The sequence below is a fragment of the Aquimonas voraii genome (genome assembly GCF_900101825.1).
Classification (GTDB): domain Bacteria; phylum Pseudomonadota; class Gammaproteobacteria; order Xanthomonadales; family Xanthomonadaceae; genus Aquimonas; species Aquimonas voraii.
Genome location: NZ_FNAG01000001.1, coordinates 592,842 through 617,030 on the forward strand (window position 1 = coordinate 592,842; position 24,189 = coordinate 617,030).

Sequence of the window (24,189 nt, forward strand, 5' to 3'; positions counted from 1 at the left end):
CAGCGAGCGGACGCCGGCAGGTCGGCTGAAACCAAGGGCTGCACCACTCGCGCTGGCTGATCCCTCAACAGGCGTCCGGTGATGCACACAGGGAAGCCCAAGCGCTGCCCGAGCGCGCACTGCAGACGCCGGCGCAGGCTTCAGGCATAAAGCGCTCTGAACCCGAGCCCGGCCCGCCCATGCACGCCACCGCCCCCGAGCCCTTGCGCATCCGCCGCTCGCACACGCCGCCCACGCCGGCCGTGCGGCGGCGCGAGCTGTGGGCCTGGATGATGTTCGACTTCGCCAACTCCGGCTACACGACGGTGGTGATCACGGCGGTGTTCAGCGCCTACTTCGTCGCGACCGTGGCCGGTAACGCCGACTGGGCGACGTTCGCCTGGACCGCGGCGCTGTCGCTGTCCTACGCGCTGATCCTTCTCAGCGCGCCCGTGCTCGGCGCCTGGGCCGATTTGCGCGCCGGCAAGCGCGCGCTGCTGTGGTGGACGACCGGGCTCTGTGTGCTGGGCACCGCCGCCTTGGCCTGGACCGGGCCCGGCAGCGTGGTGCTGGCGCTGGTCCTGATCGTGCTGACCAACACCGCCTACGGAACCGGAGAGAACGTGATCGCGGCCTTCCTGCCCGAGCTGGCGCGCGAGGAAGCGATGGGCCGCCTTTCGGGCTATGGCTGGGCGGTGGGCTATCTGGGCGGGCTCGCAATCCTCGCGGTCTGCCTGTGGTGGATCACCGGCGCCGACTCGCGTGGCTCGGAGACCGTTACCGCCGTGCAGCAGTCGATGCTGTTCACCGCGCTGGTGTTCGCGCTGGCTGCGCTGCCGACCCTGCTGCTGCTGCGCGAGCGCGCGCGACCGCAGCCCCTGCCGCCCGGCGGCGCGCTGCTGGCGACGGCGTTCTTGCGGGTGCGCGAATCGCTGCTGGGCAGCGCCGGGCTGACCGATCTGCGCTGGCTGCTGGCCTGCATCGTGTTCTACCAGGCCGGCGTGGCGACGGTGATCGCGATCGCCGCGATCTTCACCACCCAGGCGCTGGGCTTCACCACCGCCGAGAGCATCCAGCTGATCCTGGTCGTGAACGTTACGGCTGCGGCGGGCGCCTTCCTGTTCGGCTGGCTGCAGGACCGGCTGGGCCACAAACCCCTGCTGGCCCTGTCCTTGTTGGGCTGGCTGCTGGCGATCGGCCTGTTCTGGTTCTCGGAGTCGCGCACCGTGGTCTGGGCGGCCGCCAATGTGGCGGGCCTGTGCATGGGTGCGTCGCAGAGCGTCGGCCGCGCGCTGGTCGGCGTGCTGTGCCCGCCCGCTCGCGAGGCCGAGATCTTCGGCCTCTGGGGGCTGGCGGTGAAGCTCGCCAGCATTCTCGGCCCGCTGTCCTATGGCGCGGTCAGCTGGATCAGCGGCGGCGATCACCGCACGGCCATGCTCTGCACGGCCCTGTTCTTCATTGCCGGCCTGGCCATCCTGTTCAGCATCGACATTGAGCGCGGACGCGCCGCGCGCGGCCTCGGATAGGGAGGGCCTTGGCCCACTTCAAGTTCCAACCCCAGGAGCTCAATCGGGCGCCGCACGACTCAAATCGCGCTCCGTTGGGTGGACCCTGGCACACCAAGAGCTCGACCCCGCCGTGCCTGCGCACGCCAAGCGATGTCAAAGGGTGCCGATCAGGAGACTTCTTTCGGTACGGACCACGCTGCGTGGGCCCTCCGCGCTACTTCGGCGCCCCCGCCCCACGCCGTCCGATCTCGCAGCCCGTGCAGCCGCCGCAGGCGGATGGCGCGCTCACAGCTTCCGCAGCGCTCGCACACCGCGAGCGCACGCGCTGCCTTAACGGCCGCGTCAGCCGCCAAAGGCTGACGCCCAGGGCCAGCGCGACCAGCGTCCATTGCCAGTGCAGAGCCATCAGCCGCCTCCCAGGGCGACGGCGGTCTGGTAAGTCAGCAGCGCCATCACATAGGCCAGCGCGAACAGGTAGAAGGCGGCAAAGCCCATCTGCTTCCACGAGTTGGTTTCGCGCTTGATGGTCGCCAGCGTTGACAGACACATCGGTGCGTAGATGTACCAGACCAGCAGGGACAGGGCCGTGGCCAGCGACCAGTCGCTGGCGATCAGCGGCTCCAGCGCCGCGGCCGCGGCCTCGTCATCGACCGCCGACAGCGCATACACCGTGGCCAGCGAGGACACCGCCACCTCGCGTGCTGCCAGCCCCGGGATCAGTGCGATGCAGATCTGCCAGCCGAAGCCCAGCGGCGCGAACACGAAGGCCAGCGCGTGGCCGATGCGCCCGGCCAGGCTGTACTCGATGGCGGCGCCGGTGGCGCCGTCCGGCGGTGCCGGGAAGCTCAGCAGGAACCACAGCAGCACGGTCATGGCGAGGATGATCCCGCCGACGCGCTTCAGGAAGATCATGCCGCGCTCCCACAGGCCGATGGCGAGGTCGCGCACGTGTGGCAGGCGGTAGCTGGGCAGTTCCAGCAGCAGCGGGTGTTCGCCCTGGTCGCGCTTGAAGCGCTTCATCAGCCAGGCCACGGCCAGCGCGCTCAGGATGCCGGCGAGATACAGCCCGAACAGCACCAGACCTTGCAGGTTGAACAAGCCGCCAACCGATTCATTGGGTACGAAGGCCGCGATCAGCAGCGCATACACGGGCAGGCGTGCCGAGCAGGTCATCAGGGGCGCCACGAGAATCGTCGCCAGCCGGTCGCGCGGGTCGCTGATGCTGCGCGTGGCCATGATCCCCGGAATGGCGCAGGCGAAGCTCGACAGCAGCGGAATGAAGCTGCGTCCTGACAGCCCGGCCGCCGACATCATCCGGTCGAGCAAGAACGCGGCGCGCGGCAGGTAGCCGGATTCCTCCAGCGACAGAATGAATGCGAACAGGATCAGGATCTGCGGCAGGAACACCACCACGCCACCGAGCCCGGCAATGACGCCATCGACCAGCAGGCTGGCCAGCGGACCCTCAGGCAGCGCTGCGGCCACGATTTCGCCCAGCCAGGCCGTGCCGGCGTCGATGCCGTCGCTGAGCGGCGAGGCCCAGCTGAACACCGCCTGGAAGATGCAGAACATCACGATGGCCAGGATCAGCAGACCGTAGAGCGGGTGCAGCAGCACGCGATCGAGCTGCTCGTCGATGCGCGCGGTGCGCTCGGGCATCACCACGCAGCGCTTGAGCAGCTCGCGCACGCGGGCGTGCAGATCGATGGAGCGCTCGACCTCGGGCGCTGCGGCCGTCGGCAACGGCGCGTCCAGCGCGTCCAGCAGCTCGGCCGCGCCCTGGCGCTTGACCGCGATGGTCTCCAGCACCGGCACGCCGAGCTCGGCGGCGAGCGCTTCGCGATCGATGCGGATGCCGCGGCGCTTCGCCGCATCCATCTGGTTCAGCACCACCAGGGTTGGCCGGCGCAGGGCGAGGATCTCCAGCGCGAAGCGCAGGTGCAGGCGCAGGTTGGTGGCGTCGAGCACGCAGACCAGCACATCCGGCGGATCGACATCACTGCGCTGGCCCAGCACCACCTCGCGGGTGATGGCCTCGTCCAGGCTCGCCGCGTCCAGGCTGTAGGCGCCGGGCAGGTCGAGCACGCGCACCTCGCGGCCGGCCGGCGTGGTGAAACGGCCTTCCTTGCGCTCGACGGTGACGCCCGCGTAGTTGGCGACCTTTTGCCGGCTGCCGGTGAGGCGATTGAACAGGGCGGTCTTGCCGCAGTTGGGATTGCCCACCAGAGCGAGCTGGAGCGATGCCGTGCTCATGCGCCCGCCGCCTCGATTTGCACCTGCACACGCGCGGCTTCCGCTCGACGCAGGGCGAAGCGCGTGTAGCCGATCTGCACCAGCAGGGGCTCGGCGCCGAAGGGGCCGCGGGTCAGCAGGCGGACCGGTTCGCCCTGCACAAAGCCGAGTTCGCGGAGGCGTCGGCCGATGATGTCGGTGCTGCCCGGAAGCTCGTCCACGCCGAGCACCGTCGCGGTCTGGCCTGCGCTGAGTTGGTCGAGATGCATGGCGCGTTTCCTGAGAATGGTTCGCATTATAGGTTCCGCGCGGGCCGCGCGTCAGCCGCCCCGATCGCGCTCCGCGCTGCTGTCGGTCAGCCGGCGTTTCGGCGTGCCAAGCTGCACCCCCCAGCCCTGAGACGCCCGCCATGTCGATCGCCCGAATCCATCCACAGCCGCCTGAGGAGTACTGGTTCGTCGAGGGCTGCCACATCCTCGAATGGCACAATCGCGTCGACGACCCTGCACTGTCGGTCGCGCGTGCCCGGGTCGCCTCGGGCCAGACCACGCGCTGGCATCGCCTGCATGGCATCACCGAGCGTTATCTGATCCTCTCCGGGCGGGGCAGGGTGGAGGTGGAAGGGCTGCCGCCCACCGAACTCGGCGCCGGCGCGGTCGTGGTGATCCCGCCGGGCGTGGCGCAGCGCATCGCCTGCGTTGGCGAAGAGGCGCTGGTGTTCCTGGCGATGTGCACGCCGCGCTTCGAGGCGGCGGCCTATGAGGATGTCGACGCGACGTCGTCCTTCTGAGCCCGGGTCTCGGGAGACCACGCGGATGGGCTCGCGCGGCGGCCCGCCCGACCCGGCCGCGGTCCCGGCCACGAGTCGCTTCGATGGCCCGGCCCCTCGAAGGAGCGCGCGCCTGGGCGATACTGCGGGTTGTCCGCGCCGCCCGTGTTCGACCTCTCATGACCGATCTCATGCTGCCTTCGAACGACCGCTTCGTCGTCGCGATCTCCTCGCGCGCCCTGTTCGACCTGGAGGACAGCCACAGTCTGTTCGAACAGCAGGGTCTCGCCGCTTACGCCGAGTTCCAGCGCCTGCGCGAGAACGAACCGCTGGAGCCCGGCATCGCCTTTCCGCTGGTGCGCAAGCTGCTGGCCCTGAACGCGCATGCGCAGCCGGGTCTGCCGCAGGTCGAGGTGATCCTGCTCTCGCGCAACTCGGCCGACACCGGACTGCGCATCTTCAACTCGATCGAGCGCTATGGGCTGGAGATCGTGCGCGCCGCATTCACCAACGGCGCGCCGACTTTTCCGTACATCCGCCCCTTCGGCGCGCACCTGTTCCTGTCGGCACACGCCGAAGACGTGGCGCGCGCGCTCGAGGCCGGCGTGGCGGCAGCCACCATCCTGCCGAGCAAGGCTTCGCTGCGCGACTCCGAGCAGCTGCGCATCGCCTTCGACGGTGATGCGGTGATCTTCGGCGATGAAAGCGAGCGCATCAGCACCGAGCAGGGTCTGGCGGCGTTTGCCGCCAATGAGCGCGCCCAGGCCGAGCAGCCGCTGTCGGGCGGACCCTTCCGCGGCGTGCTGGCGGCGATTCATGCCATCCAGAGCGCCTTCCCGATGGAGAACTCGCCGATCCGCACCGCCCTGGTGACCGCGCGCTCGGCGCCCGCGCACAAGCGCGTGATCCTCACCCTGCGCCACTGGGGCGTGCGCCTCGATGAGGCCCTGTTCCTCGGCGGTCGCGACAAGGGGCCCTTTCTCGAAGCCTTCGGCGCCGACATCTTCTTCGACGACAGCCACAGCAATGTCGAGTCGGCGCGCAAGCATGTGGCGACCGGGCATGTGCCGCATGGGGTGCTGGGACGGCCGGGATGAGATCCTGTGCCTGCGGCCCCTCGCAGGCACCCTCAGGCGGAGAATCCGGGGTGGCCTGCTAGAATCGCGCCCCTTTCACACAGGCAGGCGGGTGTCTCGCCCATGAGCTGGCTTTCCAAACTGATGCCCTCGCGGATCCGCACCGAGGGCGGCAACAAGCGCGGCGTGCCCGAGGGGCTGTGGAGCAAGTGCGACAGCTGCGCGGCCGTGCTCTACCGGCCCGAGATGGAGCGCAACCTCGAGGTCTGCCCCAAGTGTGGGCACCACCATGCGATCGGTGCGCGCCAGCGGCTGTCGATGTTTCTCGACAGCGGCAGTGCCGTGGAGATCGCCCCCAACCTGGAGCCCAGTGACGCCCTGCGCTTCCGCGACCAGAAGAAGTACAAGGACCGCATCGCCGCCGCGCAGAAGCAGACCGGCGAGAAGGACGCGCTGATCGCCATGCACGGTCGTCTGAAGGGCCAGCCGCTGGCCGCCTGTGCCTTCGAGTTCCGCTACATGGGCGGCTCGATGGGTTCGGTCGTCGGCGAGAAGTTCGCCCGCGCGGCGGAGTACGCCCTGGCCGAGCGCATGCCCTTCGTCTGCTTTGCCGCCACCGGCGGCGCACGCATGCAGGAAGGCCTGTTCTCGCTGATGCAGATGGCCAAGACCTCGGCCGCGCTGGGCCGCCTGCGCGCGGCGGGCCTGCCCTACATCTCGGTGCTGACCCACCCGACCACCGGCGGAGTTTCGGCCAGCCTGGGCATGCTGGGCGATCTCAATGTCGCCGAACCGCAGGCCCTGATCGGCTTCGCCGGCCCGCGCGTGATCGAGCAGACCGTGCGCGAAACCCTGCCGCAGGGCTTCCAGCGCTCGGAGTTCCTGCTGAGCCACGGTGCTATCGACCTGATCGTCGATCGTCGCGAGATGCGCGAGCGCCTGGGCGCGATCCTGGCGATGCTGATGAAGGCCCCGCGTCCGGCGCCCGACCCCGCCGCGGAGGCCATCGGCGCATGAGCGGCAAGCGCTGGTTCGGCACCGACGGCATTCGTGGTCGCGTCGGCGAAGGCCCGATCTCGGCCGACTTCGTGCTGAAGCTCGGCTGGGCGGCCGGGCGCGTGCTGGCCCGCGAGGGCCATGCCGGCGTGGTGATCGGCAAGGACACCCGCATCAGCGGCTACATGTTCGAGTCGGCCCTGGAGGCCGGCCTGGTCGCCGCCGGCGCCAATGTGATGCTGCTGGGGCCCATGCCGACGCCGGGCGTGGCCTTCCTCACCCGCCAGTTGGGTGCGGACGCCGGCATCGTCATCAGCGCCTCGCACAATCCGCACTACGACAACGGCATCAAGTTCTTTTCGGCCGACGGTGAAAAGCTGACGGACGCCGTCGAGCTCGCCATCGAAGCGGAGTTGGAGCGCGCCTTCAGCACGGTCGGCTCGGAAGAGTTGGGCAAGGCCGTACGCATCCGCGATGCCGCCCAGCGTTACAGCAGCTTCTGCAAGTCGACGGTCGACCGTGGCTTCAGCCTGCGCGGCATGAAGATCGTGCTCGACTGCGCGCACGGCGCCAACTACCAGATCGCGCCCGAGCTGTTCCGCGAGCTCGGCGCCGACGTGATCTCGATGGGCGTCTCGCCCGATGGGCTCAACATCAACCAGGACTGCGGCAGCACCCATATGGACGCGCTGCGTTCGCTGGTGCGCGGCTCGGGTGCGGCGCTCGGCATCGCCTTCGACGGCGATGGCGACCGCGTGCTGTTCGTCGATGCCGAGGGCGGGCTTGTCGATGGCGATGCGCAGCTCTACATCCTGGCCTGCGACCGCCTGGCCCGGGGCGAGAACCCCGGCACCGTGGTCGGCACGCTGATGAGCAACTACGGCCTTGAACGCGCCTTCGCGCAGCGCGGCATACCCTTCGTGCGCGCCAAGGTCGGCGACCGCTACGTGCTGGAGCAGCTGAAGGCTCACGGCGGGCTGATCGGCGGCGAGGCCTCGGGCCATGTGCTGGTGCTGGACAAGGCCAGTACTGGCGACGGCATCGTCAGCGCCCTGCAGGTGCTGCAGGCGCTGCGCCGCAGCGGCACATCGCTGAAGGCCCTGCAGGAGGGCCTGAGCTGGGTCCCGCAGAAGACCGTAAATGTGCGCATCACCCCGGGCGCCAAGCCGCTGGAGTCGGCAGGGGTGCAGGCCGAGGCCAAGGCGGCCGAAGCCCGGCTGGAGGGCAGGGGACGCCTTGTCCTGCGCGCCTCCGGCACCGAACCGCTGATCCGCATCACCGTCGAAGCGGACGACGAGGCGCTGCTGCTGGATGTGCAGCAGCGCTTGCGTTCCGCCGTTGAAGCCGCGCTTTAGCGCGGCTTCAACGGCGGCGGGATTCGGGATTGGAGATTCGGGATTCGTTTTAGAGCCTTGCGACTGGGGCGAGCCTCTTGGACTCGCCCCGTATTCAGCCGTCAACGGAGCGAGCGCTTAACGTCTGCCGCGCGCTGACGACCGCGCTCTACGAATCCCGAATCCCCAATCCCGAATCCCGTCGCCTCCAAACCCCAGAACCCTGAACTCCGCCACTGCCAACAACGAAGGCGAACCACATGTCCATCCCCACCCTAGATATCCGCCGTTTCGACACCGACCGTGATGCCTTCGTCGCCGAGCTCGGCGCGGCCTATCGCGAGTGGGGGTTCTGCGGCATTCGCGGTCACGGCATCCCGCAGGCGCAGATCGACCGCGCCTATGACGTGTTCCAGCGTTTCTTCGCCCTGCCTGAAGCGGTGAAGAAGCAGTACCACGTGCCCGGCAGCGGCGGTGCCCGCGGCTACACGCCCTTCGGCATCGAGACCGCCAAGGGCGCCAAGCACTTCGACCTGAAGGAGTTCTGGCACGTCGGCCGCGAGATTCCGCGCGACTCGAAGTACGCCGAGGTGATGCCGGCCAACCTCTGGCCCAGCGAAGTGCCCGAATTCAAGGAGGTCGCCTACGGCCTCTACACCACGCTCGACCAGCTCGGCTCGCGGGTGCTGTCGGCGCTGGCCCTGCATATCGATCTGCCGGCCGACTGGTTCGCCGACAAGACCAACTTCGGCAACTCGATCCTGCGGCCGATCCACTACCCGCCGATCACCGCCGACGACATCCCCAATGTGCGCGCCGGCGCGCATGAGGACATCAACCTGATCACCCTGCTGGTCGGTGCCTCTGCGGCCGGCCTCGAAGTGCTCTCGCGCAAGGGCGAGTGGGTGCCGTTCACCGCTGACGAGGACACCATCGTGGTCAACATCGGCGACATGCTGCAGCGTCTGACCAACCACGTGTATCCATCGACCACCCACCGGGTCACCAATCCGCCCGGCGAGGCCGCGCGCAAGCCGCGCTATTCCACGCCCTTTTTCCTGCACCCGAACCCGGATTTCCTCATCGAGACCTTGCCGCAGTGCATCTCGGCCGAGAACCCGAACCGCTACCCCGAGCCGATCAGCTCGCACGACTACCTGATGGAGCGGCTGCGCGAGATCAAGCTGGTCTGATCGCAGCGGCACTGCACGACCTGAGCGGGGCCCGGCGCATGCGTCGGGCCTCGTTCTTTATGGACGCGCGCAAGTCGCGCCCTGCTGTCTGCCTCAGCGGTCCATGCCGGCGAAGCCCATGAAGGCCAGGGCCATGAGGCCGGCGGTGATCAGGGCGATCGGTGCGCCGCGGAACGCGGCCGGGACGTCGGCAAGGGCCAGGCGCTGGCGAAGTTGGGCGAACAGCAGCAGGGCCAGAGCGAAGCCGAGGGCGGCGCCGAAGCCCTGCAGCAGGGCCTCCAGCAGCGAGTGCCGGGCCTGCACGTTGAGCAGGGCGACGCCCAGCACCGCGCAGTTGGTGGTGATCAGCGGCAGGTACAGGCCGAGCACGCGGTAGAGCAGGGGCGCGCGGGCGCGCATGAGCAGTTCGGTGAACTGCACCACCGCCGCGATCACCAGGATGAAGCCCAGCGTGCGCAGATGGGCGAGATCCAGCGGCTCCAGCAGCCAGGCTTGCAGCGCCCAGGCCAGTCCTGAGGACAGGGTCAGCACGAAGGCGGTGGCCAGCGACAGGCCGAGTGCCGAGTCCAGTCGCTGCGACACGCCCATGAAAGGACACAGCCCCAGGAACTTCGCCAGCACGAAGTTGTTGACGAGCGCGGCACCGAACAGCAGGAGGGCGAGATCCGACATGGCGCGCAGTCTAGTCGAGGCCGTCCGGGCGTCCCTTGTCTGCGCCTGCCAGCGGGGGATCGAGGGCGAAGGCGACCACGTGCTCGAGGTCCAAGCGGATGCCGATGCGCTGGCCGATCGCATGGTCGTGGTGACTCGGCACCAGCGAGAGCAGGCGCTCGCCTGAGTCGAGCCTGAGGGTGTAGAGGAAATCGGCGCCGCGGAAGGCGCGGGCAACCACTTCGGCCTGCAGCGGGCTGGCATCGTCGTGGACCACATCATCCGGCCGCAGCAGCAGCTGAAGGCGCTGGCCCGGGGCGTGGCGGGATCGCGGCATGCGCGCTTCACCCAGGGGCGTCATGAGGCGCTGATCCTCCAGGCAGATCGCGCCCACAAACACCCCTTCCCCGATGAAGCGCGCCACGACCGGGTTGGCAGGCTGGTGGTAGAGCGCATAGGCGCTGTCCCACTGCTGCAGCGCGCCCTCGGCGACCACGCCGATGCGGTCGGCCATGGCGAAGGCCTCGACCTGCGAGTGGGTGATCAGCAGCGCGCCCACGCCTTCCGACTTGAGGGCGGCGCGCACGTCCAGAGCCAGGCGTTCGCGCAGGTCGGGGTCGAGGCTGGAGAAGGGTTCATCCAGCAGCACCAGCGAAGGCCGCGGCGCCAGCGCGCGGGCCAGCGCCACGCGCTGCTGCTGGCCGCCGGACAGTTCATGCGGATAACGGGGCTCGAAGCCCGCCAGGCCGACCAAGGCCAGCATGCGCCGCGCGCGCGCCTCGGCCTCGCGGCGCGGCAGGCGGAACAGGCCGAACATCACGTTGCCGAGCGCGGTCAGATGCGGCAGCAGGGCGTGGTCCTGGAAGACCATGCCGATGTCGCGCCGCTCCGGCGGCAGCTGCGCGCCGGGGCCGCTCAAGACACGGGGATCGGCGTCCGCCGCACGACTCTGGATGCGCCCGGCATACAGCGGCGCGAAGCCGGCGATGGCGCGCAGCAGACTGGTCTTGCCGGCCCCCGACGGCCCGAGCAGGCAGCCGATTTCACCCGCTTCGATGGCGAGGTTCACGCCGGCCAGCACCGCGTGGCCGTCGTAGCCCACCGCACAGTCGATCAGTTCAAGTCGCATCGCGGGCGCGCCTTGTCAGCAGAAGTACAGGGATCAGGCCGACCGCGACGATGCTGAGCGCCGGCAGCGCCGCGCGCCGCCATTCGCCTTCGTTGGTCAGCTCGAACACGCGGGTGGCCAGAGTGTTCCAGCCGAAGGGGCGCATCATCAGGGTGATCGGCATTTCCTTCATAACGTCGACAAACACCAGCAGGGCAGCCGTGGCCAGCCCGCCGCGCAGCAGCGGCCAGTGCACCTGCTGCAGCCGGCGCAGGCCGGTGACGCCCAGCAGCTGCGCGGCTTCCAGATGGCTTTCGCGCACGCGCAGCAGTGCGCCTGCGACCGGCGCATGTGCCACCGCGGTGAAGCGGACGCCGTAGGCGATCAACAGCAGGCCGAGACCGCCGGTGAGGGCCATGTCGATCTGCAGGCGATCCAGCAGCCAGCCGCTGGCGCGGGTCACCGGCACGTACAGGCCGATCGCCAGCAGCGCGCCCGGCAGGCCGTAGCCCACCGTGCCGACGCGCAGCGCCAGGGTGCTCAGAAGGCCCGGCTGCTCGCGTGCCGCGAGCGCCAGCACGAGCGCAGCCACCACGGTCAGCGCCGCCGCCATCGCCGACAGCAGCACACCGTTCCAGACGAACTCGACATAGCGCGCGTCAAGCTCATGCAGATGCGCGGAGGCGATCCAGCCGAGTCGCGTTACCGGCAGCACGAAAGCCAGCGCGAACACCAGGGTGCAGAAGCCCGCGGCGAGCCAGCGCCAGCGCCCCAGCGGCAGGCGCGTGGCATTCACCGCGCCCAGCTGCACGAAGGACTGCCGGCGCCGCGAGTGCGCTTCCAGCAGCACGAGCGCGATCACCGCGAGCAGCATCACGGCGGCGATCTGCAGGGCGGTGTCGGTGGAGAACATGGCGAACCAGGCGCTGTAGATCGCGCTGGTGAACGTGTCGTAGTTGAAGGCCGCGACGGTGCCGAAGTCGGCCAGGGTTTCCATCAGCACCAGCAGCACGCCGCCGGCGATGAACGGACGCGCCAGCGGCAGGGCCGCACGCAGAAAGGCGCGCCGAGGCGACATGCCCAGCGCGCGGGCCGCTTCGAGTGCACGTGCGCCCTGGCTGGCGAACGCGTCGCTGGCGACAAGATAGACATACGGAAACAGCGCCAGCGTCATCACCGCGATCACGCCACCGCGCGATCGGATCTCGGGAAGCGTCAGGCCGTGCTCGCGCAGCAGGGTGGCAAGAGCGCCGCTGTAGTCGAACAGACCGATGAACGCCACCGCGAACACATAGCCGGGCAGGGCCAGCGGCAGCACCAGCGCCCAGCGAAAGAAGCGCCGGCCGGGGAATTCGGTGAGCGCGATCAGCGCCGCCAGCGCGGTGCCGAGCAGGGCGCTGCCGAGGCCCACGCCGAGCAGCAGCCAGAACGTGTTGAGGCCGACCCGCGGCAGCGTGTGCTGCCACAGGTGGCCGAGCAGTTCCGGATTGGGGTTGAACAGCGCCGCCAGCGCAGCGACCAGCGGCACCGCACTGGGCAGGCAGAGCGCCAGCGCCAGCAGGCTGAGCCCGCCCAAGCGCCCGCGCCGCGTGGGCGGCGCGAACGGAATCGCATCAGCGGTAGCCGACACGATCCATCAGCTGGGTCGCCTGCACCTGCAGCGCGCCGGCGCGCGAGACATTGATCAGGTCCTGACGGAAGGGACCCCAGTCGGCGACGGCGGGATCGACCGCAACCGCCGGGTTGGCCGGGAACTCGAAGTTCACCGAGGCGAACTGGGCCTGTGCCTCACCCGCCGACAGCCACTCAAGGAAGGCCTGCGCGGCTTCCGGCCGTTTCGCGTGCGTGGTGACGCCGGCGCCGGACACGTTGACGTGCACGCCGCGCTGGCCTTCGCCCTGGTTGGGCCAGAAGATCGCCGCCGGCAGGGCCGGGTTGTCCCGCTTCAGCCGGCCGAAGTAGTAGGTGTTGGCGATGCCGACATCGCAGCGGCCGGCCGCCACCGCCTGGATGACCTCGTCATCGCTGGCGAAGGGCTGCGCCGCCAGATTGGCGACCCAGCCGGCGACGATCGCCTCGGCACCCTCGGCGCCGTGGTTCTCGATCAGGGTCGCGACCAGGCTCTGGTTGTAGACCTTCTTCGAGGTGCGCAGGCAGAGCCGGCCCTTCCACTCGGCGTTGGCCAATGCCTCGTAGGTGCTGAGCTCGGAGGGCTGCACCTTGTCGGTGTTGTAGATGAGGGTACGGGCGCGCACCGACAGGCCGAACCAGCGGTTTTCCGGGTCCTGCAGATGGCCGGGGATGTTGCTCTCCAGCACCGGCGATTCGAGCTTGCGGAGCAGGCCGAGCTGGGCCGCCTGCCAGAGGTTGCCGGCGTCGACCGTCATGAAAACATCCGCTTCGGTGCGGGCCCCTTCGGCCTGCAGGCGGGCCATCAGCGGCGCTTCCTTGTCGGTCAGGAACTCGATTTCGACCCCGGTCTCGGCGGTGTAGCGGTCGAACAGCGGTTTGATCAGCTGCTCGTTGCGCGCGGTGTAGACCACGAGATCGGCGGCCTCGACAGCCGGCGCGAGCGAAAGCGCGAGCCCGGCGAGGACGGGAGCGGCAAGGAGAGGAAGGCGGATGCGCATGGGAGAACCTGGTCGATGAGGCCGGAAATGAGAATCGATGTTATCCAGCCCGAGGTGTACGGTCCATGTGCCTGAAGCCGATGCGTACACTTGCGGCCCATGAACGAGACCCCGAAGCATGCCAGCCGGCGTGCGGCCGCAGGAAGCCGGCTGCCGTCGCGCAGTGAGGCAGATTCCATCGAACTGTTCGCCGAAGCGGCGGTGCGCGCGATCGACGCGCGCTTGATCGAGGCGCTCGACGGCGACGCCTATGCCCTGATGCAGCGTGCGGCCTGGTCTGCACTGGATGCGCTCAAGCAGCGCTGGCCGCGGGCGCGCACCCTGGCGGTGGTCTGCGGACCGGGCAACAACGGCGGTGACGGCTGGGTGCTGGCGCGGCTGGCGGAGTCGGCGGGCTTTGATGCCTGGGTGGTGCACCTGCGCGCCGACGACCATCGCGGCAGCGAGGAGGCGCGTCGCGCGCGCTGCGATTGGCGCGGCCGCCGCGTGGCCTGGGAGGACGATCCCGAGCTGGCTGCGGAGAGCCTTGGCCTGGCGGATTTGGTGGTCGATGCCGTATTCGGTCTCGGCCTGACGCGCGCGCCCGCGGCGCCGCACGCCGATCTGATCGAGGCCATCAACCTGGCCCCAAGTCCCGTGCTGGCGCTCGATCTGCCCTCAGGCGTGGATGCCGACACGGGCGCGGTGCCCGGCGCGGCAGTGCGGGCCGATGTCAGCATCAGTTTCGTCGCGGCGAAGCCTGGGCTGTACACCGGCGCCGGCCGCGCGCTTTCGGGGGAGCGCCGGCTGGCTTCGCTGCTGCTCGAGGGCGTGGACCCGCCGGGCCCCAGCGCCCACTTCGAGCCGATGGCGATCGCGCTGGATGCGCGAGCACTGGCCGGGGCCCTGCCGCGCAGGCGCATGGATGCGCACAAGGGCGACAGCGGGCATGTGCTGGTGCTGGGCGGCACCAGCGGTATGGCAGGCGCGGCCCTGCTGTGCGCGCGCGCCGCGCTGCGCGCCGGAGCCGGGCTGGTCAGCATGGGAACGCGCGCAGCCCACGCCGCGGCCCTGGTCGCGGCGCAGCCGGAATGCATGGTCCGGGGCGTCGAAGCCGTGAGCGATCTGGATCCGCTGCTTGAGCGTTCAAGCGTGGTCGCGCTGGGACCCGGCCTGGGGCAGGGCGAGTGGGGCCGTGCGCTGTTTGGGCAGGTGCTCGCGGCGCATCGGCTCTGCGTGCTCGATGCCGACGCCCTCAACCTGCTGGCGCAGATGCCACGCGCCTGTCCGCACGCCGTGCTGACTCCGCACCCCGGCGAGGCCGCGCGCCTGCTCGGTGTGAGCACCACGGAAGTTCAGCGCGACCGCTACACCGCGCTTGCACATCTGGTGCAGCGCTACGAATGCCCGGTGGTGCTGAAGGGCGCAGGCAGCCTGGTCGGCGCGCCCGGCGAGGTGCCGCGGGTGATCGACGCCGGCAACCCGGGCATGGCGGTCGGCGGCATGGGTGATCTTCTCGCTGGCGTGATCGCGGCCCTGATCGCGCAGGGGCTTGCTGCCTTCGATGCCGCCGTGCTGGGCGCGCTGGCGCATGCCGTGGCCGGCGATCTGGCCGCCGCCGAGGGCGAGCGCGGCCTGCTGCCTTCGGATCTGCTGCCCTTGATTCGACAGGTGCTCAATCGACCCGCGGAGTCTTCGCGATGAGCGCCAGCGTATCCACGTCGACGGGCCGGCTCGTTCTCGATCTGCCGGATGAGGCAGCCAGTCAGCGTTTGGGCCAGCGGCTCGCCGCTACCCTGCCGGCGCGCGCAGTGGTGCACCTGCGGGGCGACCTCGGCGCCGGCAAGACCACTCTGGCCCGCGCCCTGCTGCGCGCGCTCGGCGTCGAGGGCGCCATCAAGAGCCCGACCTACACCCTGATCGAGCGCTACCCGGTCGAAGGCGGCGAAGTCGCGCATCTGGATCTGTACCGCATCGCCGATCCGGAGGAGCTGTCCTTCCTGGGCCTCGATGAGCTCGCCGACAGCGCGCGTCTGTGGCTGGTTGAGTGGCCCGATCGCGGTGCGGCCTTTCTGCCGGCCGCCGATCTGCGGATCGGGCTGGCCGTAGAGGGTGCGGGGCGCAGGGCCGAGCTGGAACCGCTGAGCCCGCAGGGTGCCCGCTGGTTGACCGCGCTCGCTGCACTAAAGTGAAGAAATTCAGCAGCTTGTTCGAGATGCTGCAGCTGTCTGTGCGGGCTGGCTGGCGTTCCTGCCTGCACGGCAGTTGAACCCGAATCTAGAAAGGCGGCGCATCTGGCGGATTTCCAAGCATTTTTCAGCTTGCGCACAGGCGCTGCATCGGCTTGAATGTGCGCCATGCTCAGGGGAAGCCTCCGCCTCGTACTGCTTGCGCTGCTCAGTCTGGTCGCGTTCGCGGCCGGGGCGGTCGAAGTGCGCGAGCTGCGCGTTGCGACGGGCGAGGAGCGCACCCGGCTGGTGCTGGATCTGTCCGACAGCGTGGACTACAAGCTGTTTTCGCTGGACAACCCGCACCGCATCGTCATCGACCTGAAGTCGACCAGTCTTGGTCGCGGCGCGCGGGTGCCCGACTTCCAGCCTGGTCTGCTGCAGCGCCTGCGCACCGGCGTACAAAACGGTCGCGACCTCCGCGTCGTGCTGGATCTGCAGCGGGGCGTGCGTCCGCGCAGCTTCATCGAGCCGCCGGGCGACGGTCGCGGGCATCGGCTGGTGATCGATCTGCCCAACGGCGCGAGCGCCGTGGCCGAGGCGCCGGCGCGTACGGTGCAGACTGCTCTGCCCAGCAGCGATCGCGACATCGTCATCGCCATCGACGCCGGCCACGGCGGCCGTGATCCCGGTGCGATCGGCCCGGCGGGCACCTTCGAGAAGAACATCACGCTGGCGGTCGCGCGCGAGCTCGCCCGCCATGTGAACACCATGCGTGGCTACAAGGCCGTGCTGATCCGCGATTCCGACGTCTTCATCCCGCTGGAGCAGCGCTACCGGCTGGCGCGCGAGGCGCAGGCGGACCTGTTCGTGTCGATCCACGCCGACGCCGCACCGCGCGCCAGCGCTGCCGGCTCCTCGGTGTATGTCCTGTCGACCCGCGGCGCCACCAACGAGGCCGCGCGCTGGCTGGCCGATCGCGAAAACGCGGCTGACCTGGTCGGCGGCGTCAAGCTCGACGACAAGGACAACACACTGGCCGCGGTGCTGCTCGACCTCGCGCAGAGCGCGACGATGAAAGCGTCCGAGGACGCCGCCAATCAGGTCTTGAACGCGCTGAAGCGGGTTGGCAAGGCGCACAAGCCTGCGGTGGAGCGCGCCAATTTCGTGGTGCTGCGCTCGCCCGATGTGCCCTCGATGCTGGTCGAGGCGGCCTTCATCAGCAACCCGGGCGAAGAGCGCAAGCTCAACGATGCCGGCTACCGTCGCCGCCTGTCGGCGGCAGTCGCCGACGGCATCCGCGACTTCTTCAGCCTGCAGCCGCCGCCCGGCACCTGGGTGGCGTCGAACACCACGGCGCGCGCGCGCGAGCACATCGTTGCCCGCGGTGAAACCCTGAGCGCGATCGCCGTGCGCCACGGCGTCAGCCTGGCCAGCCTGAGAGCGGCCAATGCCGGGCGTGTGCGCGGCGATGTGGTGCGGGTCGGCGACCGACTGCAGATTCCCGGCGCCTGAGGGTCTCCAGGCGCCGCTTCTCGGATCGGGTGCTTCTCAGAGGACGCTCTGATTCGTCATCCCCGCGCATCGTCGGCCCCGGCGTTGGCGGGGTCCAGTGTTCTTTCGACCGCCGCCCCTGTACCGACTCAGCGAATGCATGCAGTCCGGCGGTTGGCGGGATGGCGCCGGCATGGCAGTGTCCCGTCTTCTGCAGCCACCGAGGCCGACCCATGCCCGAGATCATCAACCCGCGCGAGCACGACCTCGGTGGCTTCAAGGTGCGCCGCGCGCTGCCTCACGTCAGCCGTCGCCGCATCGGCCCCTTCGTGTTCTTCGACCACATGGGCCCGCATACCTTTCCGCCGGGCGAGGGCATCGCCGTGCGCCCGCATCCGCACATCGGCTTGGCCACCGTCACCTGGCTGTGGGAAGGCTGCATCCGCCATCGCGACAGTCTCGGCAGCGTGCAGGACATCCAGCCGGGCGACGTCAACTGGATGATCGCGGGCTCAGGCATTGTCCATTCCGAACGCAGCCCAGACTCGTTCAAGGATCGTGCGCACCCGATCCACGGCCTGCAGACCTGGATCGCCCTGCCGGTCGAGCAGGCCGAAATGCCGCCGGCCTTCGAGCACCACCCGGCATCCACACTGCCGCGCGTCGTGCGCGACGGCGTCGAGCTGACCTGCGTGGCCGGCCACGGTTTCGGCATGCGCTCGCCCGTGGGCGTGCAGTCGGACACGCTGTACGTGGCGATCGAGATGCAGGACGGCGCCGAGCTGGAGATCCCGCCCGAACACATCGAGCGCGCGCTCTACCTGGTCGAAGGCGAGGCCGAACTCGATGGCATGCCGCTGCCGCCCTGGGCGCTGGTGGTGCTGGACGAGGGCAGCCTGCCGCGCCTGCGTGCGCAGGGCAGGGCGCGCCTGATGCTGTGCGGCGGTGCCCCGCTGGGTCCGCGCTTCGTGTGGTGGAACTTCGTCGCCAGCAGCCGCGAGCGCATCGAGCAGGCCAAGCAGGACTGGGCCGAAGGGCGATTCGCGGAAGTTCCGGGCGAGAGCGAGTTCATCCCGCTGCCGGAGCGCTGAAGCGCTCGATCGGAGCGCGCGTCCAATCCGCGCAAGCTGCGCCTGTGAGGCACCACTTCCACGGTGCAGGGCGTGTCTGTGGCGCAGCACCTCGACGTCACCACCTCAGCCGCTGCGCTGGACCGCCTGCTTGAAAAACTCCCCGGAAGGCAGTTCTTAGCAAAGCGGCTAGAGCGTGCCGGAGCGCTCCATGCCCTCGACCCGCAGACGCTCGCGCGGATCGAAACTGCGCTGGCGCAGGGCGTTGAGCGCTGCGGCGTCGGCTGTGCCCGATCTGACCAGTCGATCGCGCTCGCGCGCATAGGCCTGCAGCCGTCCGTCCCAGGCCGCGCGTTCGGCGTCAAGCGCGTCCAGGCGCGCCGCTGCCTGTGCGCCCCACAGCGCCTCGCGCTCGGCGCGCCGCTGTTCGGCAGGCAGGCCCAGCGCCTCGAACTGTCGGCTCTGTTCTTCGGCCAGTAGTGCTGAGCGCGCCTCGCGCTCGGCCGGTGCCACCGCTTCGGGCGAAGGCTTCGAGTGTGCATGGCTTGAATCGAGTCGCTGCACCGTGCGGGCGTCGTGATCGCGGGCTTCGCCGAACATGGCCTCGGCGTCTTCGCCGAACCACTGCCGTTCAAGCGCCCGTCGCGCCTGCAGGGTGTCCGTGAGCGATGTGCCCGCGGGCAGCGCGGCGAGCGCCTGCCGCAGGCCCAGATAGCGCTCGAACGCCGCCATCACCTCCGCGACGGCTCTCGCTCCCAGACGCTGTGCCGCGTGCTCGGCCAGCAGGGCGTGGATGTCGTTGAGCTGAAGCTCGCCGAGCAGGGCGAGGTGGTACTCGGAGAAGCGCACCGTGGCGGCATCCATGCGCAGCCGGCCGTCGGCGGCGAGTCGAAGCTCGCCGTCGACTTCGCTGCCGCGCAGCGAGCTGCGTGCGAGACGGTCGGACGCGCGAGACTTCTCATCTGACGAGATCGGCGCGGACAGCGTCACCGTCAAGGCGTCTTGAGCTCCATGGGGCGCCGCGCGCGCAGTCATCCCCGCGGTGGCGATGGCCTGCGGGGGCGCCTCGACCAGCGGTACGCGCGCGTTCCGAGCATCCGGCGGCTGCGGTAGCACCAGCAGCACGCCGAGCAGCCACAGCCCGAGCACGACTGCGCTGCCGAGCAGAAGAGGCCGGCGTCTTGCCGCCTGCGATTCCAGCGCGGCAGGCGCAACTTCCCGCGCTTGCACGACTTTCAGAGCCCCGCGTTCTTCAGCCGGTTGGCGTGCGCGCGCAGCACGGCCTTCGGATCGGGTGTGAACCAGCGGGTCAGGCCCAGCACCTGGTTGACCTGGTCGAGATGGTTCCAGGGGTAGTCATCGCGCAGAACAACACCGAGGTGCGAGCTGCAGCGCCCGACCAGGCCGTCGTTCTGCTCGAAGCCGAAGAACAGGCTGCCCGCGCCCAGCAGCGGGTCGCCGGCGTCAAGCACGTGGGTCAGCACCGCCGTGCCGCCCCAGCTGTAGTAGCGGATGCCGTTGACCACCGCCGCGCCCTGGCCGCACGCGGTGGCCGGCATGCCCTGCGGGAAGCGCCGGTTGAAGTCGGCCGCACCCCGCGAGGACAGCGAGGCCAACGCGCCCAGCGCGTTCTGCGGGTCGCGGCTGCCGGACAGGAACTCGATGAAGCCGGACAGCGCGTTGACGAAGCCCGCCACCAGCGGCCGCAGTGGCGAACCGACGGGCAGGGTGGTGTCGAGCGCATCGGCGACCTTGCTGCCGGTGTGCGGCGCGCCGATCGATGTGACCGAGGCCACCAGATCCGGGCGCACCGCGGCGACGTAGCGGATGGTCGGCCCGCCGTGGCTGTGGCCGATCAGGTTGAACTTCGCGTGGCCGTGGATGGCGCGCAGGCTGTCGAGCTGGCGGATCAGCTGCTCGCCGCGGACCTCACTGAAATTGCTGGCAGAAACATCCGCCACGTAGACCCGCGCACCGCCGGCGCGCAGCTCGGACGGCATGCCGTACCAGTAGTCGTAGACGCCCAGCAGCGAGTCGAAGCCGAGCAGGCCGTGCACCAGCACGATCGGGTGTCGGGTCTGGGTGTAGCCGCTCTGTGCAAGCGCGGCGGTGGATGCGAGGCACAGCAGCAGGGCCGCAAGGGCGGCGCGGATCGAACGTACGAACATGCTTCCCTCCCCGAAAGCGTGTCGATGCGGTGTGCGGCTCGCGGGCGGCCTGTTGTTGTTGTGGCCTGCCGCGCGCGCCGGTCGAGTCCGTTCGCGTGAATCCCGGGGCGCGACCCTACGCAGGCGTAGGGTGGGCATCAAGCTGCGCTGCAGCGAAGCCCGCCATGAGGAGGCGACGCGCTCACCGAGGGGCATGCGCCCCACGAGATTGTGATCGAACTGTTAAAGTTCGCGTCCGATGCGCCCTGCGCCGAACCACAAGGACACCGCCATGCACCGACCGATGCTGCTGGCCGCGCTGCTCACCTTCGCTTCCGGAGTCACCCAGGCGCAGACCGCGCCGCCGCCCGCCAAGGGCGTGGTGCCGATCACCTATGTAGGCAGCAATGGCCGCATCGGCGTCGGCATCAATGACGACGGCGACGTCAACGGCGAGTTTCTCGGCTTCTTCGCCCACCGCGGTCACGCCACCGGCATGGTCGAAGGCTGGTACGGCCAGGGCGGCGCGGGCGGCTTGAAGCTCGGCTGGCACTGGCTGTGGGGCGGCCGCACGCTGGACCAGGTCATCGCCGATCCGAGCGGCGCCAGCGTGGCCAAGGTGTTCGCCGCGGTGGATCGCAACGTCATGGGTGACCGCAAGGCCAGCCTGGGCTTCGGCTGGGAGCGCGAGACCTGGTTCGGGGACCTCTACGTCTCGGCGGGCCTCACCGACGAGCGCCTGGTGGACAGCCGCACGCGGGTGGATGTCAGCACGATCACCGGCACCAACGCCACCGGACGGCCCTTCACCCAGCAGCGCACCCTGACCACCCTGACGCGCGTGTTCGAGCAGGCCTATGACCACGGCCTTGGCGCCCGCTTCGGCCGCTTCTTCGAAGAGGCCCAGCTGCGTCTGCAGGCGGGCTTCGACCGCGAGTGGGGCGATTTCAGCTCGCACCAGAACACCTTCAGCCTCGGCGTCGAGAAGTTCATCCCCGGCACCGGCCACAGCATCGGCCTCAGCATCGAGGCCCTGCGCCGCGCCGGGGATTTCGTGCTGGATCGGTCGGACACCCGCGGCCTGCTCAGCTGGCGCTATGACTTCGGCGGTGCCCAGGCCTATCGCGAGGTGCAGCCCTATCGCGATGTCGAAGTCGTCACCGAAGTCGAAGTCGCTGGCGAGCCGCAGCTGATGCGCAACGAGGTCGGCATGGACGCGGCGACCTACTTCAAGCTCGACCGCTTCAGCCTGCAGGATGCCGATGCCTCGCAGCTTGATGCCCTGCTGGCGGCACTGAAGTCCGACAGCCGCGTCTCGCGCATCCGCATCGTCGGACACACCTGCGATCTCGGCCGCGACGCCTACAACCAAGGTCTGTCCGAGCGCCGCGCGCGTGCCGTGGCGGAGTTCTTCGCCAGCCACGGCGTGTCGATCGAGGAGATGGACGTCTCCGGTGAAGGCGAGAGCGATCCGCGCTTCCCCAACGACGGCGAAGCCAACCGCGCGAAGAACCGCCGCGTCGACGTCAGCTTCCTCAGCGTCGAAGAGCGCAGCGTGCCGGGCGAAACCCGCATCGAGAAGCGCAGCGAGTGGAAGCGTGAGCCGGTGGCGGCACCGCCCGCCTGGATCGAGCGCGCCTTGCGCAACCCGGCCGCGCACAAGCGCGCCGTCGATGTCTATCGCTTCGAGGAGACCGAGCAGAGCGAACAGCTCGGCCCGCAGGTGCTGGTCAACCGCGCGCCGCTGGCGGTCAACGACAGCGCGACGGTCGATCGCGACGCCAGTGCAGCGAGCATCGCGGTGCTGGGCAATGACAGCGATCCGGATGGCGACACCTTGACGATCACCACGGTCTCGGCGCCGGCCAACGGCAGCGCCACCCTCAGCGGCAGCAGCGTGCTCTACACCCCGCGTGCCGGATTCACCGGCAGCGACAGCTTCACCTACACGATCAGCGATGGCGCACTGACCGCCACTGCGACAGTGGACATCACCGTGCGCATCGCCCCGCCTGTGGCCAACCCGGACACCGCCAGCACCGTGCGCGGCACGCCGGTCAGCTTCAACGTGCTGAGCAACGACAGCGACCCCGCCGGCGAGGCGCTGAGCCTGGTCGCCGTCGGCACGCCCTCGAACGGCAGCGCCAGCTTTGTCGCCGATGGCGTGGTCACCTACACGCCGGCCGCTGGCTTTCTCGGCAGCGACACCTTCAGCTACCGCGCTCGCAACGTCTCGGGTGCGGAGGTGGAAGGCCGCATCACCGTGACCGTCACCGCGGTGCCGCCGCGCGCGCTCTCGGACGTGGCCACCACCCCTTACAGCACGCCGATCACGGTCAACGTGCTGGCCAACGACAGCGATCCTTCGGGCGACACCCTGACCCTGGTCGAGGTCACGGGCGCCCGCAATGGCACGGTCAGCTTCAGCGCCGATGGCAGTGTCACCTTCAGCCCGGACGCGGACTTCTTCGGCGGCGTGGTCACCTTGGGCTACCGCATCCGCAACACCGCGGGCGGTGAGGACACCGCCAGCCTGGTGATCACGGTGTCGCCGCCGGTGGGCCCGATTGCCGTGGCCGACGAGGCTTTCACGCCAGGCATCACCCCGGTCGAAATCGATGTGCTGGCCAATGACAGCGACCCGCAGAACCTTGCCATCCGTGTCGTCACGGTCAACCGCGGTTTTCGCGGCACGACCACCCTGCTGCCGGACGGCCGCGTGCGCTACGTGCCCAACGACAACTGGTGTGGCACCGATCTTTTCACCTACATCATCGAGAACAGCGCCGGTCTGAGGGCAGCGACGACCGTGATCGTCCGCCGCATCGCCGGCAGCTCGGCCAGCCCCGGCGCGCAGGCCAAGAGCTGCTCGATCCAGTAAGTCCTGGCCTGGGGCGGGCCGCCTCTCGCGGCTCGCCCCATACCGTCCTTGAGTCGGCCACGGAGACGGGTGCAGATGCGTCGATCCTCCCTGTTCGGCTTGACCGGACTGGCGCTGCTGGCCTTCGCCGGCAACTCCCTGCTGTGTCGCGCGGCCCTGCGCGACACCGCCATCGACCCGGCCAGCTTCACCCTGCTGCGCATGGTGTCGGGTGCCCTCGTGCTGGCTCTGCTGGTCGGCCTGCGATCGCCGGTGCAACTGCGCAGCGGAAGCTGGATTTCCGCCGCCGCGCTGTTTGCCTACGCCATCGCGTTTTCCTACGCCTACATCGGGCTCAGCGCCGGCACCGGCGCCCTGATCCTGTTCGGTGCGGTGCAAGCCAGCATGCTGGGCTGGGCCCTGCTGCGCGGCGAGCGCTTCGGCGCGCTGCAGTCGCTCGGCTTCGCACTCGCCATCGCGGGCCTGATCGGCCTGCTGCTGCCCGGGCTGTCGGCGCCACCGATCGGTGCTGCCCTGCTGATGCTGCTTGCAGGCGTGGCCTGGGGCGTCTACAGCCTGCGCGGACGCGGCGCAGGTGAGCCCACCGCCGTCACTGCCGGCAACTTCCTGCGCGCGGTGCCGATGGCCGCTGCCGCCCTCGCGGTCGCCCTGCTGCTTGCGCCTGATGCAATGCAGATCGATGCGCCGGGCAGTCTGTACGCCATCGCTTCCGGCGCGCTCACCTCGGGCCTGGGCTACGCGATCTGGTATCGCGCCCTGCCGCAGCTGCGCGCCAGCACCGCCGCCACCGTGCAGCTCAGCGTGCCGGTGATCACTGCGGTGGCCGGCGTGCTGCTACTGAGTGAGCCCTTGAGCCTGCGGCTGGTGCTGGCCTCGGTTGCGGTGCTGGGCGGCGTGGCCCTGGTGGTGCTTTGGCCGAAGAGCACCCGCTGAATCGAGTTGGCTCGAATCGTCTGTGGTGCGGCCTTCCGAAC

At 69.6% G+C, this 24,189-nt stretch carries 20 protein-coding genes; 12 read left to right on the forward strand and 8 right to left on the reverse strand.

The features are described from left to right. The first annotated feature begins 179 nt into the window (after window positions 1-179). Window positions 180-1,505 (forward strand): MFS transporter, encoded by a 1,326-nt coding sequence (locus BLP83_RS02585; RefSeq protein ID WP_091238441.1) that lies wholly within the window; start codon window positions 180-182, stop codon window positions 1,503-1,505. Between the two features lie 387 nt (window positions 1,506-1,892). On the opposite strand, the gene feoB is transcribed toward BLP83_RS02585, so the two are convergent. Both feoB and BLP83_RS02595 read right to left on the reverse strand, forming a co-directional pair. Continuing rightward, window positions 1,893-3,740 carry a ferrous iron transporter B gene (gene feoB / locus BLP83_RS02590; RefSeq protein WP_091238443.1) on the reverse strand — a complete coding sequence of 616 codons (1,848 nt, stop codon included), beginning with the start codon at window positions 3,738-3,740 and terminating at the stop codon, window positions 1,893-1,895. Next, a complete protein-coding gene (locus tag BLP83_RS02595) occupies window positions 3,737-3,988 on the reverse strand; it encodes a FeoA family protein (RefSeq protein ID WP_091238446.1) in 252 nt (83 codons plus the stop codon). Before BLP83_RS02595 ends, feoB begins: the two co-directional genes overlap by 4 nt. 140 nt (window positions 3,989-4,128) lie before the next feature. Here BLP83_RS02595 and BLP83_RS02600 point away from each other — a divergent pair, with 140 nt between their 5' ends. The 5 genes from BLP83_RS02600 to BLP83_RS02620 all read left to right on the forward strand — a co-directional run bounded on the left by BLP83_RS02600 (window position 4,129) and on the right by BLP83_RS02620 (window position 9,087). Continuing rightward, a complete protein-coding gene (locus tag BLP83_RS02600; RefSeq protein WP_091238449.1) occupies window positions 4,129-4,509 on the forward strand; it encodes a cupin domain-containing protein in 381 nt (126 codons plus the stop codon). A 158-nt stretch (window positions 4,510-4,667) separates the two neighbouring features. Continuing rightward, on the forward strand, window positions 4,668-5,585 hold the full coding sequence (locus BLP83_RS02605; protein WP_091238452.1) for a 5'-nucleotidase: 918 nt from the start codon (window positions 4,668-4,670) through the stop codon (window positions 5,583-5,585). Between the two features lie 102 nt (window positions 5,586-5,687). Next, a complete protein-coding gene (accD, locus tag BLP83_RS02610) occupies window positions 5,688-6,581 on the forward strand; it encodes an acetyl-CoA carboxylase, carboxyltransferase subunit beta (RefSeq protein WP_091238455.1) in 894 nt (297 codons plus the stop codon). Next, the gene (gene glmM, locus BLP83_RS02615) at window positions 6,578-7,915 is read left to right on the forward strand and encodes a phosphoglucosamine mutase (RefSeq protein ID WP_091238458.1); all 1,338 of its coding nucleotides are present in this window, start codon (window positions 6,578-6,580) and stop codon (window positions 7,913-7,915) included. Before accD ends, glmM begins: the two co-directional genes overlap by 4 nt. 239 nt (window positions 7,916-8,154) lie before the next feature. Further along, a complete protein-coding gene (locus tag BLP83_RS02620; RefSeq protein ID WP_091238462.1) occupies window positions 8,155-9,087 on the forward strand; it encodes an isopenicillin N synthase family dioxygenase in 933 nt (310 codons plus the stop codon). 93 nt (window positions 9,088-9,180) lie between these two features. Here the strand turns inward: BLP83_RS02620 and rsxA are convergent, their stop codons facing one another. From rsxA to BLP83_RS02640, 4 genes are read right to left on the reverse strand one after another with little or no spacing between them, the layout of a single operon-like run. Beyond that, window positions 9,181-9,759 (reverse strand): electron transport complex subunit RsxA, encoded by a 579-nt coding sequence (gene rsxA, locus BLP83_RS02625; RefSeq protein WP_091238465.1) that lies wholly within the window; start codon window positions 9,757-9,759, stop codon window positions 9,181-9,183. A gap of 10 nt (window positions 9,760-9,769) precedes the next feature. Then, a complete protein-coding gene (locus BLP83_RS02630) occupies window positions 9,770-10,867 on the reverse strand; it encodes an ABC transporter ATP-binding protein (protein WP_091238467.1) in 1,098 nt (365 codons plus the stop codon). Next, window positions 10,857-12,476 carry an ABC transporter permease gene (locus BLP83_RS02635; protein ID WP_218121170.1) on the reverse strand — a complete coding sequence of 540 codons (1,620 nt, stop codon included), beginning with the start codon at window positions 12,474-12,476 and terminating at the stop codon, window positions 10,857-10,859. Before BLP83_RS02635 ends, BLP83_RS02630 begins: the two co-directional genes overlap by 11 nt. Next, window positions 12,460-13,476, reverse strand: coding sequence for an extracellular solute-binding protein (locus BLP83_RS02640; protein WP_091238469.1), 1,017 nt, complete (start codon window positions 13,474-13,476; stop codon window positions 12,460-12,462). Before BLP83_RS02640 ends, BLP83_RS02635 begins: the two co-directional genes overlap by 17 nt. Before the next feature lie 99 nt (window positions 13,477-13,575). On the opposite strand from BLP83_RS02640, the gene BLP83_RS02645 reads away from it, so the two are divergent. The 4 genes from BLP83_RS02645 to BLP83_RS02660 all read left to right on the forward strand — a co-directional run bounded on the left by BLP83_RS02645 (window position 13,576) and on the right by BLP83_RS02660 (window position 18,208). After that, a complete protein-coding gene (locus tag BLP83_RS02645; protein ID WP_091238471.1) occupies window positions 13,576-15,159 on the forward strand; it encodes an NAD(P)H-hydrate dehydratase in 1,584 nt (527 codons plus the stop codon). Beyond that, window positions 15,156-15,647 carry a tRNA (adenosine(37)-N6)-threonylcarbamoyltransferase complex ATPase subunit type 1 TsaE gene (gene tsaE / locus BLP83_RS02650; protein ID WP_091238474.1) on the forward strand — a complete coding sequence of 164 codons (492 nt, stop codon included), beginning with the start codon at window positions 15,156-15,158 and terminating at the stop codon, window positions 15,645-15,647. The genes BLP83_RS02645 and tsaE overlap by 4 nt, the downstream gene beginning before the upstream one ends. Before the next feature lie 165 nt (window positions 15,648-15,812). Beyond that, window positions 15,813-17,138: an N-acetylmuramoyl-L-alanine amidase gene (locus BLP83_RS02655; protein WP_091238477.1), complete on the forward strand. Its 1,326-nt coding sequence runs from the start codon at window positions 15,813-15,815 to the stop codon at window positions 17,136-17,138. A gap of 212 nt (window positions 17,139-17,350) precedes the next feature. Next, window positions 17,351-18,208, forward strand: a complete 858-nt coding sequence (locus tag BLP83_RS02660) for a pirin family protein (RefSeq protein ID WP_091238479.1) — start codon at window positions 17,351-17,353, stop codon at window positions 18,206-18,208. A 168-nt stretch (window positions 18,209-18,376) separates the two neighbouring features. Here BLP83_RS02660 and BLP83_RS02665 read toward each other — a convergent pair whose 3' ends face one another. Together BLP83_RS02665 and BLP83_RS02670 are read right to left on the reverse strand one after the other, a co-directional pair. Beyond that, a complete protein-coding gene (locus tag BLP83_RS02665; RefSeq protein WP_091238482.1) occupies window positions 18,377-19,336 on the reverse strand; it encodes a lipase secretion chaperone in 960 nt (319 codons plus the stop codon). A gap of 86 nt (window positions 19,337-19,422) precedes the next feature. Next, a complete protein-coding gene (locus tag BLP83_RS02670) occupies window positions 19,423-20,355 on the reverse strand; it encodes a lipase family alpha/beta hydrolase (RefSeq protein WP_091238485.1) in 933 nt (310 codons plus the stop codon). A gap of 271 nt (window positions 20,356-20,626) precedes the next feature. Between BLP83_RS02670 and BLP83_RS02675 the strand changes: the two genes are divergently transcribed. After that, window positions 20,627-23,215: an Ig-like domain-containing protein gene (locus tag BLP83_RS02675; RefSeq protein WP_176763979.1), complete on the forward strand. Its 2,589-nt coding sequence runs from the start codon at window positions 20,627-20,629 to the stop codon at window positions 23,213-23,215. A gap of 75 nt (window positions 23,216-23,290) precedes the next feature. Beyond that, window positions 23,291-24,148 (forward strand): DMT family transporter, encoded by an 858-nt coding sequence (locus BLP83_RS02680; protein WP_091238489.1) that lies wholly within the window; start codon window positions 23,291-23,293, stop codon window positions 24,146-24,148. Window positions 24,149-24,189 lie beyond the last annotated feature (41 nt).